The sequence below is a fragment of the Corynebacterium sp. NML140438 genome (genome assembly GCF_001875725.1).
Taxonomy (GTDB): Bacteria; Actinomycetota; Actinomycetes; order Mycobacteriales; family Mycobacteriaceae; genus Corynebacterium.
Genome location: NZ_MLCQ01000029.1, coordinates 176399 through 189262, shown reverse-complemented (window position 1 = coordinate 189262; position 12864 = coordinate 176399). Strand labels below are relative to the sequence as shown.

The following is a 12864-nucleotide window of genomic DNA, read 5'->3' as shown; positions in this document are numbered from 1 at the left end:
GTTCTGTATGACACCATCAAGTCGCTGTAGTCAGCCGGGCCCTGATGAAAATCCTGGATTCAACGGAACTCGCCGACGCAGTCCTCTCTAGCGAGATCGCCTGGCCACTCGACCCGGCCAGGCCCTACGACGCACCGCGCATCTGCCCGCTGTGCCAGCGGTGCATGGTGATAAAAATCAGCCCGATGGCGTGGGAGGCGGCCTGCTCCCGCCATGGGCTGTTGTGCTCCGAGTAGTTGGAGAAGTAACAGGGACGGGAGTGGCTGCTAGCACACGAAGCGCTTCGTGCTACGAAACGCCACCGCGCTGACAGCGAGTGTGACTAGGCACGCGGCGCTTACGCCACCGACGGCGGCGGTGTCCCAATCGCCTACAGGGGACTCAATTGCCCAGTACAGCGCCACCGCGATGAGGAACGTGGCAAATGCGGTGATGAGGCCGCGTCCCGTGCCGAAGGATGCATAGACCAAACCGAGCGCAACTCCCACGATGGCGGCCACGAAGAAGAACGCGATGTGGAGCAGCACCGTCCACGCCATCGACGTGGTGTCTTGTCCGACGTTCGCCACGATGTAGGGGTCACCGTTAGTGTCTACCCAGGGTACGTCTGCGCCGTTCGTGAAGAGGAACAGGTCATAGGCCTGGTAGTACGGGCTCTTGAACTGGTTGTAGATCGAGGATGCCGCGGTGGGCACTCCAAGTACCACCGCAGCAAAGACGGCTGTGATTGTTGCCGAGTTCATCCACGCGGAAAAGCTCGCACCGAGCTGGTTTAACGCGCTCCACTGCGTGCCAGCGAGGATAAATAGGGCGGTCAGGGCGAAGCCTCCGAAGATAGTCCAGAGGGAACCATCTCCACGGTAGAAACGGCCCAGAGGGGCCAGGATCAGTAATACGGCCAGTGCCACCAGATAGGACAGCGGCTTGAAGGGGCTGAGGAAGAGTTTCATCGTGTGGGCCTTTCTGTTGCAAGGAGGTCGATGAGTTCGGCATCGTCCGGGTACTCGATGGGCAGGTGGACATTGTTCTCACTGAGGGGTTCAGCGAAAGTGGCGCGTGTCGTTGGCCCGAGGTTCGCCGTCTCGGCGACGGGGAAGCGGGCGATAAGTTCTTTAATCTCGGCGGTGGGGCCGGTGACCGTCGGAAAACGCAGGCGGGCGTCGTCGAGTGGGACTGGGTGCGAAACCACCCGATCAAACACCTGGATGACATGGGTGGCGAGACCCACGAAGTCCTCCGGGCGATGCGACGCCATCACCACGCTGCGCTGCGGGTTCTCTGCGATGTAGTCAATCAGCCGCTGGCGGACCTGTTTGCGGGTGGCGGTGTCGATGCCGTCAAACGGCTCGTCGAGGAGTAGCAGGTCCTTGCCGATGGCTAGGGCTACCTCGATGGTGAGGAGGCGGCGCTGCCCAACAGAGAGGTCCCTGATGCGGGCGTTGGGGAAGTCGAGCTCTACATGTGGGTGGATGGCCGCGACCGCGCGCAGATGGTCGTCCACGGTCGTGCCCGCAAACTTCGCGTCCGCACCAGCCGGGACAAACGCGGCGTGCGGGCCCATCAAGGTGTGAAGGTAGTGGGTTTTGCCGGCGGCGTTTGGGCCGACCAGAGCATAAAAGCCGGGATTCATCGAGAACGCTCCTTAGTGATCATTGTTGTCAGTTCCTCGGTGGTGAAATCGAGCTGGTCGGCTTCGTGCACGAAGGGTTTGACGAAGTTATGGAGAAAAGCTTTGCGGCGAGTGTTCAGTACCTGTTCACGTGCGCTGTCGAGCACGAACATGCCAAGTCCTCGGCGTTTTTCCAGTAGCCCCTCGTTGAATAGCTCGGTTAGTGCTTTCGCGGAGGTTGTGGGGTTGACGGAGTGAAAATGGGCGAGTTCGTTGGTGGATGGCACACGGTCACCTGGGGCAAGGACACCCGAGCCGATGAGGTCGCGTAGTTCATCGGCAATCTGCCGGTATATGGGTTTACCACTCATGTGGGTAACTATATAACTAGTATGCCTGGAGTGTCAATAGGTGGAGACTCAATGCCCGTGCCTGGAAGACGAAATCGATGTTGGCCTGCGCTACTACTAACTCTCCCTGCTTGAGCAAATCCCGACGCTCAACCGCGCTATCCGCTACGATCTGCGCGACACCTACTACCGCTCAACACCGTCCAGCTCGAGCTGCTGCGCCGCTACCGAGCCGGCGACGAGACCTTCCTCGTTTCCAAGACCATCCAGGTCACCATGAACACGCTGGCCACCGCGCTGCGCAACGCGGGGTAGGCCTTCGGCGACGGGAGGGAACCGGTGCCGGGTTTTCGCCGTCAGAAAAGACATGGGGATTGACAGAGCACATAAGGCACAACAGCAACGGTGGGAGGAACGGAAGGAAGAGCTACGGCGGGGGGATTGTGGACAAGCGGGTTCTTTCCCACAAGGAACTCGACAAACTCCGAGGGCCGTATCGGGTGCTCGACACGAGCATTGTGTATGCAGAGAAGGGCTGGAAAGAGCTGAGGTTCCACGAACGTCAGTGGCTGCGCGTCGAAGCTGCTGCGATGATGAGCAGGGAAGCGGTGTTGGTCGGAAGATCGGCCGCGCGCATGCACGGCATTTGGGTGATCAGTACGACGGAAGAACTCGTCGAACTGTGTCTGCTTTCGAGGGGGAGCCCGCCATCTCGCCGAAACCGGGAGGGGATAATGTTTCGGCGCATGGTGCTGCGTAGCAACGAAATCTCGTTGCGCGACGGCCACCGGGTTACCAACGGTTTCCGAACGTTCGCTGACATCGCCCGCCATTACGGCTTCGTCGAAGGGCTCGTCGCTGCCGACTACCTTCGGTGTAGTGGGTTTACGTTTGAACTTCTTGAACGGGAGGCATCCCAACTTGGCAGGCTAAAGGGCGTTGCCGTGGTCCGGGAGTGCATCCGGCACTGTGTCGCGGATTCCGGTTCGCCCTACGAATCTTTCGCACGCGCTCTGCTGATCCGGGCGGGGATCGGCCCTTTGTTTACGCAGTACGAAGTGGCTGGACGCTACGCGGACCTCTGCGTCGACGGCTGGCTGCTCATCGAGATCGACGGCAACGTGAAATACCAGGGACCCAACGCCGAACGCGCGCGGCAGGAAGAGTTCGAGCGACAGAAGATGATCGCCAACAGGGGGTATGTCTTCCTCCGCTACTCGCCGTCGTTCTTGCGTCGGTACCCCGATCAGTTCGTCCGCGAGGTCCGCGACACCATCGCTGGCCGCCGGGCAGCCCTCGGGTGAGTACCTGCTTCTCGACGCCACCACACCCGCAGCCCGCTCTTAGCCGAGGATGGTGACCAGAGGATGGTAATCAGCCGAGTAGAGGTGATCGCCGTTGGCCCAGTTACTCGGCTGATTACCATCCTCTGGTTACCACGTAGAGGTACCATCCTGGGCGCCAGGTCAAGAACCGTAAACGAAACCCCGGCCGCCGCGAAAACGCAGCAACCGGGGCCGATCAAACCGAGGGTTTACTTCAAACCGTCAATCACCTTGTTAAACGTTGCCGACGGACGCATGACGGCAGTGACCTTGGCCTCCTCAGGCCAGTAGTAGCCACCCAAGTCGGCAGGGGAGCCCTGCACCGCGAGCAGCTCTGCGTCGATGGTCTCGGCGTTCTCTGCCAGTGCAGCCGCAACCGGGGCGAACGTGGCCGCCAGGTCTGCGTCCTCGGACTGTGCAGCGAGCTCCTCAGCCCAGTAGCGTGCCAGCCAGAAGTGGGAGCCGCGGTCGTCGATCTCGCCCACCTTGCGCGATGGCGACTTGCCCTCGTTGAGCAGCTTCTCCGTTGCGCGGTCCAGCGCGTCACCGAGGACGCCTGCCTTCTCGTTGCCGTTCGTGTTCTTCTCGTGGCGGAAGGACTCGGCAAGCGCGAGGTACTCGCCGAGGGAGTCCCAGCGCAGGTGGTTCTCCTCCTGGACCTGCTGCACGTGCTTCGGTGCGGAGCCGCCAGCACCGGTTTCGAAGAGGCCGCCGCCAGCCATCAGTGGAACGACGGAGAGCATCTTCGCTGAGGTGCCCAGCTCCAGAATCGGGAACAGGTCGGTGTTGTAGTCGCGCAGGACGTTACCGGTCACGGAGATGGTGTCCTCGCCGCGGCGGATGCGCTCGACGGAGACCTTCGTTGCCTCAACTGGGTTCAAGATGGAGATGTCCAGGCCGTCCGTGTCGTGGTCAGCCAGGTACTTGTTCACCAGCTCGATGAGGTTGCGGTCGTGTGCGCGCTCCTCGTCGAGCCAGAAGATGGCCTTCATGCCGGACAGGCGTGCGCGGTTGACCGCGAGTTTGACCCAGTCCTGGATCGGGGCGTCCTTGGTCTGGCATGCGCGCCAGATGTCGCCAGCCTCGACGTCGTGCTCAATGAGTACGTCGCCGGCCTTGTTTACAACCTGCACCTTGCCGTCGGCAGGGATCTTGAAGGTCTTGTCGTGGGAGCCGTACTCCTCAGCCTTCTTCGCCATCAGACCGACGTTTGGCACGGTGCCCATGGTGGTTGGGTCGTAGGCGCCGTTGGCGCGGCAGTCGTCGATAACCGCCTGGTAGACGCCCGCGTAGGAGGAATCCGGGATGGTCGCCAGGGTGTCCTGCTCCTGGTCGGCAGCATTCCACATGTGGCCCGAGGTGCGGATCATCGCAGGCATCGAGGCGTCGATAATGACGTCGGAAGGCACGTGCAGGTTGGTGATGCCCTTGTGCGAGTTGACCATCGCCAACGCCGGGCCGTCCTTCAGCGCTTGCTCGAAAGCAGCGCGGATCTCTTCACCATTGTCGACGCCAGCAAGGCCGTCGAGGATCGCGCCGAGGCCGTTCTCGCCGTTCAGGCCAGCAGCCAGGAGGGTCTCGCCGTACTTGTCGTAGACGTCCTTGAAGTATGCGCGGACGACGTGGCCGAAGATGATTGGGTCGGAGACCTTCATCATCGTCGCCTTCAGGTGGGCGGAGAAGAGCACGCCCTCTTCCTTGGCGCGCTTGACGGCGTCGAGAAGGAATGCGTCGAGTGCCTTGGCGGACATGTAGGTGCCGTCCACGACCTCGCCAGCCTCAACGGCCAGGGAGTCCTTGAGGACGGTCTCGGTACCATCGTTGGCGACCAGCTTGATGGTTAGGGAATCAGCCGCCGGCATGATGACGGACTTCTCGTTGTGGCGGAAGTCGCCAGCATCCATGGTGGCAACGTTCGTCTTGGAGTCCTTCGACCAGGCGCCCATCGAGTGCGGGTGCTTCTTCGTGAAGTTCTTGACGGCCTCCGGCGCGCGGCGATCGGAGTTGCCCTCGCGCAGGACTGGGTTCACGGCGGAGCCCTTCACGGCGTCGTAACGCTTCTGGACTTCGCGCTCTTCGTCGGTTGAAGGGCTGTCCGGGTACTCCGGCAGGTCGAAGCCAGCGGCCTGCAGCTCCGCGATGGCCTTCTTCAGCTGGACCAGGGAAGCCGAAATGTTCGGAAGCTTGATGATGTTCGCTTCGGGGGTAGTGGCGAGCTGGCCGAGCTGCGCGAGCGCATCGTCCATCTTCTGCTCGTCGGTGAGACGCTCCGGGAACTGCGCGATGATGCGGCCTGCAAGCGAGATATCAGCGGTGGTGACATCGAGTCCCGCCTGAGCGGCGAATGCCTCAACGATTGGCTTGAGGGAATAGGTTGCCAGCAGTGGCGCTTCATCGGTGCGTGTCCAAATGATTTGAGCCATGGTTCTCCTTACATATCGCGTCAAAAGTGTTGCTTAAACGCACAGCGTACAGCTTTTACATACCGCGTGTCTTGTATTAGCGGGGAAAGGTAGGGTCATGGGCATGGTTTTAAGCATTGCTTCGGTCAACGTCAACGGAATCCGCGCGGCAACGAAGGTCCGCAACGAGCTCAACCACGGGATGCACGCATGGCTCGACGCATCGTCTGTCGACGTCGTGTTGATGCAAGAAGTGCGGGCAACACAGGAACAAACAGAGCAGGCGCTGGCGCCTGCGCTTGAGCAAGGGTGGCATCTCGCGGTCGCCCCGGCGGAGACTCCGGGCGCGAAAGGCCGCGCGGGTGTGGGAATTCTGTCACGAACCCCCCTATCTGAGGTAAGCGTTGGTATCCCGGGCTTCGAAGATGCGGGGCGTTTCATCGCGGCGACCCTCGAAAATGGTGTGCGGGTGGCGTCGCTTTACCTGCCGTCGGGCGCTGCCGAGACTGCCAAGCAGGATGAGAAGTACCGCTTCTTCGACCAGTTCAGTCCGGTGCTCGAGGAGCTGCCGTCGCAGCACCCAGACATGGTGATCGCTGGCGACTGGAACATCTGCCACCGTCGCGAAGACCTCAAGAACTGGAAGACGAACCGGAAGAAGTCCGGCTTCCTGCCCGACGAGCGTGCGTTCATGGACTCCGTCTTCGGTGCGTTCCCGGACGCCACGGCCCAGGACCTCGAGGACAAGGAGGCAAGCCGGTGGGCTGGGGCGGTGGAGTATGCGTCGGAGGGGCGTCGACAAGCGAATGACAACCCGCAGTGGTTCGACGTCGCGCGCCGCCTGCAGCCCGAAGACGCACCGTACACCTGGTGGACCTACCGCGGGCAGGCATTCAACAACAACGCGGGCTGGCGCATCGACTACCAGGCAGCAACACAGTCCATGCTGGAGCGTGCGCAGCGCAGCTGGGTGGAAAAGGCCCCGACAGTAGAGCAGCGCTGGTCCGATCACTCCCCACTCATCGTGGAGTACGACATCTGATATGGACGCAGTCAGCACTGATCAGCTCATCACCGCGCTGTTCATCATCGGAATCGTTGCAGAGGCCATGACCGCGGCCGTCTCGGCGGGCCGCATGCGCATGGACCTCTTCGGGGTGGTCACCCTCGGTGCGTTGACCGCGCTCGGCGGGGGCACAGTGCGCAACCTGCTGCTGGGTATCTACCCGATGGTGTGGGTGGAAAAGCCGGAGTACCTGCTGCTCGTCGTGGTTGCCTCCGTGCTGACTGTCCGCATTAGTTGGCTCATGCACCAGCTGCGCCGGGGCTTCTTAGTTGCCGACGCCATCGGGCTCGCCGCGTTCGTGGTCGTGGGTATCCGAATCGCTATTGAGCACGGCCACGGCTTCATCATCGCGTGCGTGGCCGCGATCACCACGGGTGTCTCGGGTGGCATCATTCGCGACGTCCTCTCCGACCGGGTGCCGCTCGTGTTCCGGAAGGAGCTGTATGCATCGGCGGCGGTCATCGGCACCGTGGCGTGGTGGCTGATGATGATGGCGGGGGTCCCGGAGTGGATCAACGTCATCGTGACCGTGCTGCTGGTGCTCGGCGTTCGCCTGATTTCGCTGAAGCGGGGCTGGTCACTGCCGATCTATGTGTACGACGACGATCGCGTCGCCGAAATCGATCCGAAGTACGCGCTGACCTCGTACTTCTACCGCCGTGCGCGGATGGTGCCCGGTGCGCGCCAGGTGTACCGGGGCATCAAACGCATCCGACGCCCCGATCCTAAGTCCGACGAGGAACCGGACAAGGAATAGGGCAGGTACCGCACGCGCGTGTTCCGGTCTACAGTAAGTAGGCATGACTGAAAAACAGCGCGTACTTTCCGGTATTCAACCCACGGCAGATTCCTACCACCTCGGCAACTACCTTGGGGCGCTGAAGCAGTGGATTGACCTACAAGACGGGTACGACGCGTTCTATTTCATCCCCGACCTGCACGCCATTACGGTCGACCAGGATCCGGAGGAGCTGCGTGAGCGCACTATCGCGGGCTGCGCGCAGTTGATCGCGCTCGGGATTGATCCTGAGAAGTCCACGCTCTTTGTGCAGTCGCATGTGCCGGAGCACACGGAGCTGACCTGGGTGCTGCAGTGCCTCACCGGCTTCGGCGAGGCCAGCCGCATGACGCAGTTTAAGGACAAGAGCCAGAAGCAGGGCCAGGACCGCACCTCGGTCGGCCTGTTCACCTACCCGGTGCTGATGGCTGCCGACATTTTGCTGTACTCGCCGCAGCTCGTGCCGGTTGGTGAGGACCAGCGCCAGCACCTCGAGCTGACCCGCACGCTCGCTGAGCGCTTCAACTCCCGCTACGGCTCCACGTTCGTGGTGCCTGAGGGCCTGATTCCGGAAGGCTCGGCAAAGATTTATGACCTGCAGGATCCGACGTCGAAGATGAGCAAGTCTGGGCAGAACCCGAAGGGTCTGATCAACCTGCTGGATGATCCGAAGGTGTCCGCGAAGCGGATTCGTTCCGCGGTGACGGACGACGATGGCGTCGTCGCCTACGACAAGGAGAACAAGCCCGGCGTATCCAATCTGCTGGTGATCCAGTCGGCGCTGACCGGCACCCCGATCGACTCGCTGGTGGCCAGCTACGAGGGCAAGGGTTACGGCGCACTGAAGGTGGATACGGCGGATGCACTCGAAGCCTTTACGACGCCACTTCGCGCCCGCTACGACGAGCTCATGAACGACCGCGCGCAACTGGAACGCATCCTCGCAGACGGAGCGCAGCGCGCCCGAGAAATCGCGGCGCCGTTGGTCAAAGACGTCTACGAGAAAGTCGGGTTCCTGGCCGGAGCCTAATAATTCGGTGGCTAGATCGTGGACCTTTCCTCTACGATGGTGTGCTTAGCGTAACTAACCAAACGTAGGGAAGGGACTGTGATGGCCACGTCGACGTCGCCACAGACGGAGTACACCGACCGGCAGGGTATTGAGCGAGCTACGAAGCAGCAAACAGAGGGCGCTGCGGACGAGATCGCGAAGAAGGCCCCGGCGGTTGGCCACCTGATGCGGATGAACGAGCGTTTCTCCGCGCAGGGCGGTAACCAGCTTTCTGCAGGTATTACGTACTTTTCTGTCCTGTCGCTCTTCCCGCTGGCGATGCTGCTGTTCGCTGCGCTCGGTATGTTTTTGAACGGGCGTCCGGACATCATGCAGCAGGTGCAGGACCAGATCACCGAGAACCTCGAAGGTGGGCTGGGCGATACCGTCAACGAGCTGCTGCAGGCCGCGATTGATCAGCGCGGCGCCGTCGCAGGCGTCGGTTTGCTCACAACCCTCTGGTCCGGCTTGGGCTGGATGAACAATCTCCGTGTGGGCATTTCGGCGATGTGGAACCTTGACGCGAATGATGGTGGAAACTTCGTCGTGAAGAAGTTGACAGACCTGCTCGGCCTCATTGGCCTCATCGTGCTGTTCATCGTGGCGTTCGGTGTGACCGCCATCGGTGCCTCCTCGTGGACCTCGCAGGCGATGGAGCACTTCGGTCTCGGCGACTTCCCGGGGGCCCGCCTCGTGGTGTGGGCCGTCGGCCTGTTGGTCGGTGTGCTGGCGAACTTCCTGGTGATGTGGTGGATGGTCACGTACATGCCGCGCACGAAGGTGCCGATGAAGTCCGGCTTGAAGGGCGCGCTGCTCGGCGCGGTCGCGTTCGAGCTGGTGAAGCAGTTCGCAACCGTGATCGTCAGCTCGGCGACGGGCAACCCAGCCGGCGCGATCTTCGGCCCAGTGATTGCGCTGATGGTGGTGCTCTATCTCATCTGGCGCGTTGTGCTCTACGTTTCTGCCTGGACCGCAACTACAGAGGAGTCGTTGGAGCTCGAGCCGGTTGAGGTCCCGGAGTCCGCGATTATCAACGTGCGCGCGGGCGCATACCAGGACCCGGCTAGCAGCGCCTCGGCATCGGGCAAGGCGCTGGGTGTCGGTGCGGCGATTGGTGCTATTGGCGTCGGGATCGCTTCTTTGCTGACGCGAAACTAAGCGCGACGGCGAGTGCGGTAACCACCAGCACGCCGCCGACGAGCGCGATGGAAAGCCAGGGAATGCCACCCTGGCTTTCCTCCTTCTCGGGGCCAACATCGGTCGGCTGTGGCGTCGTTGGGGTTTCCTCGACGGGGTTCAGCGACGCCACGTGGGTAGCGCGATCGGAGGCGTATGCATAGGACTCATGGAGGAGCGCCTGCGCCTGCTGCCACGCGCGCATCTTGTCCACCGTCGTATCAAGCACGACTGCCACCAGCCGCGCGCCTTCGTGGTTAACAGCGCCGACAAAGGTGTGGTTCGCGTCGTCGGTATAGCCGGTCTTGCCACCGATGCCGTCAGGGTCGTTGAGGTAGAGCTGGTTGTCGTTCCACAGCTCGTAACCCGGGATGTCGCCGTAGCCCGGGAACGGGTAGGAGGCGGTGTCCGCGATCTCGGCGAACGTCGGGTTGGAAAACGCCGCCCGGTAGGCGAGCGCCATGTCCCACGCCGAGGTAGACATTCCGGCGCGGTCCAGGCCGGAGTAGGAGGTTGCGCGCGTATCCGTCATGCCGAGCGCTCGGGCTTTCGCGTTGATCTTTGTCAGGGTGGCGTCGTCACCGCCGAGCGCCTGGGCGAGGGCGTGGGCGGCGTCGTTGCCCGATGCCATGAGTAAGCCGTGCAGCAGGTCGTCGACTGTGTACTCGCCACCTGCGCCGATACCGACGGCGGAGCCTTCCTGACCGGCGGATTCTTCGCTGACAACCACGCGCTGCTCGCGGGGCAGCTCGTCAATTGCCACGAGCGCGAGCAGCACCTTGATAATCGACGCCGGCCTGTACCTGCCGTGCGGATCCTTCATCGCGATCACGTCGCCGGTATCGAGGTTGGCGACGAGCCACGCGGACGCGAGCACCCCCTCGTCGACGTGGAACCCCTCGGGTGCTTCGATGCCGCACGGTCCCTGGTAGCGCACGGGGAGGGGCTGGAGGGTTTCGGTTTCGCGGGCTTCGGACGTCGATACCGGTTCGGGAGGCCACAGGGAGCGCTCGCAGTTGTTTGTGTCCGGCGCGTGGACGCGGACAGGCGGCACCCAGTTGCCGTAGTCGTCGTAAAACCCGGGGCGGGGAGTGACCGACGTTGTGGTTGTCGTATCCTCCGCGACTGCCAGCGCGGCAGGGGCGACGAGGGCGAGGCACAGGGGCGCGCACACGGCGCCTGCGATCCGTTTTGCAGTGTTCATCGCAGGCCATCGTACGCCAGGTCACCCGCGATATTGGTGAGGCTGCGCTTCGTTGCGCAGGTGTCTTATTTGGACCACCATGTAGTGCATGGTTGCAGTTGAAGGCATGAATGAGCGGCTGAACAAGCTGCGCGCGGCGGTGCTCGGCGCGAATGACGGCATCGTGTCGACAGCCGCGGTGGTCGTCGGCGTCGCGGGTGCTACCCCGAACGTTCCCGCGATCGCTACGGCGGGCATCGCCGCGCTGATCGGCGGCGCGGTCTCGATGGCGCTCGGCGAGTACGTGTCCGTGTCCTCACAGCGAGACATGGAAAATGCCTTCATTGAGCGCGAGCTCGAGCTGCACAAGGAGGACCCGCACGAGGAGTTCGAGCACCTCGTGGCAGGCTACGTCGCGTCCGGGCTGAGCTCGAAGACGGCGTTGAGGGTGGCGAAGGAACGCACCGCCGAGGACCCCATCAAGGCCCACCTGGAAATGCACTACGGCATCGACGAGGACGACCTGGCGAACCCGTGGTCGGCCGCTATCGCGTCGTTCATTTCTTTCTTCCTCGGCGCGCTGTTGCCGCTGGCGGCGGTGCTGCTTCCGCCGGACTCGTGGCGCGTGGCCTCGACGTTCATCGTGACACTCGCGGCGCTGGCGGCGACGGGCGCGGTCTCTGCGCGCATCGGCGGTGCGAGCGTGACGCGCGCCGTGTTGCGCCTGGTTATCGGTGGCGCACTCGGCCTTGCCATCACCTTCGGCGCCGGCTGGGTCTTCGGCACCACGGCTCTCTAGGAGTTGCGGGCCTCGTACTGTTTGACCAGCCGCTCGATGAGTTCGTCGGTGAGTTTGTCATCCTGCAGGATCATGTCCAGCATCTTGCTCGCGGTCTGATCCAGGTGGTGCTCTTCGTCATAGGAGTCGCCGGAGAGGTCCATCCCGATGCCGTCGAGCAACGACTCGCTTGTCGACGCCCCCTCCGCCACATCCTGGCCGTCCTCCACGTTGATCGCCTCGAACTGAGACGTGAATTCCTGGAGGAACGCGTCCGCCTCGTGGACGGCCTCCGAACGGCCTTTGCCACGTTTGACTTCCGATTCGATCCTGCGCTGGAGTGCCTTCTCCATCTGTCGGTGGCGCCAGGAACGCACGCGGGTCGGTTCGAGTTCGCGCGCGATGGTGCGTGAGCGCCGCTCCGCCTTCCGCGCCAGCTCCGCGAGGTGCGCCGCGGTCTGGTTCACCGGAGCGAACTCCGAGTTCGTGGAGATTCGCCAGTTGCCGTAGTAGCCGAGCAGGAACAGCGCGAAGCTGGCAATCGGGCCAAGTACTATCCCGATCGCCATGTGTCCGGTGGCGTGGCCAAGCAGCACGATGACGGAGCAGGCCACAGCCGGAATGACTGTCGGTTGGTTGTTGCCGAAGACACTTGGCTCCCGCCCAGTGACGACGTCGCGGATCATGCCGCCGCCCGTCGCGGTGAACACGCCCATCATGATGGATGGCAGGACAGGCAACCCGTACGCCAGGGCTTTCGACGCCCCCGTTGCCGCCCACAGCGCGGAGACGAAGGCGTCGCCATGGCTTTCCAGCACGCTCCACGCCCGCCCCTTGAAGTAGGTGAACCGCGCGATCACCGCGCCGGTAAACGCCAGGATGAGGTATTCCGGCTGGCTCATTGCGGCGACGGTGCCTTCGTTGATGAGGACGTCGCGAAGCATGCCCCCGCCGAGGGCGGAGAGCATTGCGATGAAGAAAAACCCGATGATGTCGTAGCCGCGGTGACGCGCGATGGTGCCACCGATGACGCCCATCAGCAAGACACCGGAGACATCGAACCAACGATAGATAGCGGAGATTAACGGATCGACCTGGTCCATGGTGGCACATTCTACGTGTGCCGGGCTCCGGCGCCTTCGGCGG

At 62.7% G+C, this 12864-nt stretch carries 14 protein-coding genes; 7 read left to right on the top strand and 7 right to left on the bottom strand.

From position 1 onward, the window contains the following. Positions 1–44 precede the first annotated feature (44 nt). Complete coding sequence (locus tag BJP08_RS09450; protein WP_071569344.1) at positions 45–236, top strand: hypothetical protein; 192 nt, start codon at positions 45–47, stop codon at positions 234–236. 30 nt (positions 237–266) lie between these two features. Here BJP08_RS09450 and BJP08_RS09445 read toward each other — a convergent pair whose 3' ends face one another. From BJP08_RS09445 to BJP08_RS12010, 4 genes are all read right to left on the bottom strand, one after another. Further along, the gene (locus BJP08_RS09445) at positions 267–950 is read right to left on the bottom strand and encodes a hypothetical protein (RefSeq protein WP_071569343.1); all 684 of its coding nucleotides are present in this window, start codon (positions 948–950) and stop codon (positions 267–269) included. Beyond that, positions 947–1630 (bottom strand): hypothetical protein, encoded by a 684-nt coding sequence (locus BJP08_RS09440; RefSeq protein WP_071569342.1) that lies wholly within the window; start codon positions 1628–1630, stop codon positions 947–949. The genes BJP08_RS09445 and BJP08_RS09440 overlap by 4 nt, the downstream gene beginning before the upstream one ends. Beyond that, positions 1627–1980 (bottom strand): GntR family transcriptional regulator, encoded by a 354-nt coding sequence (locus tag BJP08_RS09435; protein ID WP_071569341.1) that lies wholly within the window; start codon positions 1978–1980, stop codon positions 1627–1629. The genes BJP08_RS09440 and BJP08_RS09435 overlap by 4 nt, the downstream gene beginning before the upstream one ends. A 165-nt stretch (positions 1981–2145) precedes the next feature. Further along, a complete protein-coding gene (locus tag BJP08_RS12010) occupies positions 2146–2328 on the bottom strand; it encodes a hypothetical protein (protein WP_071569340.1) in 183 nt (60 codons plus the stop codon). Positions 2329–2402: 74 nt separating this feature from the next. Between BJP08_RS12010 and BJP08_RS11230 the strand changes: the two genes are divergently transcribed. Further along, positions 2403–3263 carry a hypothetical protein gene (locus tag BJP08_RS11230; RefSeq protein WP_083428502.1) on the top strand — a complete coding sequence of 287 codons (861 nt, stop codon included), beginning with the start codon at positions 2403–2405 and terminating at the stop codon, positions 3261–3263. A 230-nt stretch (positions 3264–3493) separates the two neighbouring features. Here BJP08_RS11230 and BJP08_RS09420 read toward each other — a convergent pair whose 3' ends face one another. Further along, a complete protein-coding gene (locus BJP08_RS09420; RefSeq protein ID WP_071569339.1) occupies positions 3494–5707 on the bottom strand; it encodes an NADP-dependent isocitrate dehydrogenase in 2214 nt (737 codons plus the stop codon). 103 nt (positions 5708–5810) lie between these two features. Here BJP08_RS09420 and BJP08_RS09415 point away from each other — a divergent pair, with 103 nt between their 5' ends. The 4 genes from BJP08_RS09415 (at position 5811) to BJP08_RS09400 (ending at position 9739) form a co-directional block, all read left to right on the top strand. Continuing rightward, positions 5811–6728: an exodeoxyribonuclease III gene (locus tag BJP08_RS09415; RefSeq protein ID WP_071569579.1), complete on the top strand. Its 918-nt coding sequence runs from the start codon at positions 5811–5813 to the stop codon at positions 6726–6728. A 1-nt stretch (position 6729) separates the two neighbouring features. Then, complete coding sequence (locus BJP08_RS09410; protein ID WP_071569338.1) at positions 6730–7509, top strand: trimeric intracellular cation channel family protein; 780 nt, start codon at positions 6730–6732, stop codon at positions 7507–7509. A gap of 43 nt (positions 7510–7552) precedes the next feature. Next, a complete protein-coding gene (gene trpS, locus BJP08_RS09405) occupies positions 7553–8560 on the top strand; it encodes a tryptophan--tRNA ligase (protein WP_071569337.1) in 1008 nt (335 codons plus the stop codon). Positions 8561–8641: 81 nt separating this feature from the next. Then, positions 8642–9739, top strand: coding sequence for a YhjD/YihY/BrkB family envelope integrity protein (locus BJP08_RS09400; RefSeq protein WP_071569336.1), 1098 nt, complete (start codon positions 8642–8644; stop codon positions 9737–9739). Here BJP08_RS09400 and BJP08_RS09395 read toward each other — a convergent pair. Further along, positions 9699–10961, bottom strand: coding sequence for a D-alanyl-D-alanine carboxypeptidase family protein (locus tag BJP08_RS09395; protein WP_083428501.1), 1263 nt, complete (start codon positions 10959–10961; stop codon positions 9699–9701). The two genes, BJP08_RS09400 and BJP08_RS09395, sit on opposite strands and share 41 nt — an antisense overlap. An 88-nt stretch (positions 10962–11049) precedes the next feature. On the opposite strand from BJP08_RS09395, the gene BJP08_RS09390 reads away from it, so the two are divergent. Then, positions 11050–11739 (top strand): VIT family protein, encoded by a 690-nt coding sequence (locus tag BJP08_RS09390; RefSeq protein ID WP_071569335.1) that lies wholly within the window; start codon positions 11050–11052, stop codon positions 11737–11739. On the opposite strand, the gene BJP08_RS09385 is transcribed toward BJP08_RS09390, so the two are convergent. Continuing rightward, positions 11736–12821: a trimeric intracellular cation channel family protein gene (locus BJP08_RS09385; protein ID WP_071569334.1), complete on the bottom strand. Its 1086-nt coding sequence runs from the start codon at positions 12819–12821 to the stop codon at positions 11736–11738. The two genes, BJP08_RS09390 and BJP08_RS09385, sit on opposite strands and share 4 nt — an antisense overlap. Positions 12822–12864: the final 43 nt, after the last annotated feature.

Excerpts from the sequence above, each read along its gene's own strand:
- BJP08_RS09395 (WP_083428501.1), bottom strand. The coding sequence starts at position 10,961 with ATGAACACTGCAAAACGGATCGCAGGCGCCGTGTGCGCGCCCCTGTGC.
- BJP08_RS09420 (WP_071569339.1), bottom strand. The coding sequence starts at position 5,707 with ATGGCTCAAATCATTTGGACACGCACCGATGAAGCGCCACTGCTGGCA.
- BJP08_RS09385 (WP_071569334.1), bottom strand. The coding sequence starts at position 12,821 with ATGGACCAGGTCGATCCGTTAATCTCCGCTATCTATCGTTGGTTCGAT.
- BJP08_RS09445 (WP_071569343.1), bottom strand. The coding sequence starts at position 950 with ATGAAACTCTTCCTCAGCCCCTTCAAGCCGCTGTCCTATCTGGTGGCA.
- BJP08_RS09390 (WP_071569335.1), top strand. The coding sequence starts at position 11,050 with ATGGTTGCAGTTGAAGGCATGAATGAGCGGCTGAACAAGCTGCGCGCG.
- BJP08_RS09435 (WP_071569341.1), bottom strand. The coding sequence starts at position 1,980 with ATGAGTGGTAAACCCATATACCGGCAGATTGCCGATGAACTACGCGAC.
- BJP08_RS09440 (WP_071569342.1), bottom strand. The coding sequence starts at position 1,630 with ATGAATCCCGGCTTTTATGCTCTGGTCGGCCCAAACGCCGCCGGCAAA.
- BJP08_RS09410 (WP_071569338.1), top strand. The coding sequence starts at position 6,730 with ATGGACGCAGTCAGCACTGATCAGCTCATCACCGCGCTGTTCATCATC.
- BJP08_RS09450 (WP_071569344.1), top strand. The coding sequence starts at position 45 with ATGAAAATCCTGGATTCAACGGAACTCGCCGACGCAGTCCTCTCTAGC.
- BJP08_RS12010 (WP_071569340.1), bottom strand. The coding sequence starts at position 2,328 with ATGTCTTTTCTGACGGCGAAAACCCGGCACCGGTTCCCTCCCGTCGCC.
- BJP08_RS09415 (WP_071569579.1), top strand. The coding sequence starts at position 5,811 with ATGGTTTTAAGCATTGCTTCGGTCAACGTCAACGGAATCCGCGCGGCA.
- trpS (WP_071569337.1), top strand. The coding sequence starts at position 7,553 with ATGACTGAAAAACAGCGCGTACTTTCCGGTATTCAACCCACGGCAGAT.
- BJP08_RS09400 (WP_071569336.1), top strand. The coding sequence starts at position 8,642 with ATGGCCACGTCGACGTCGCCACAGACGGAGTACACCGACCGGCAGGGT.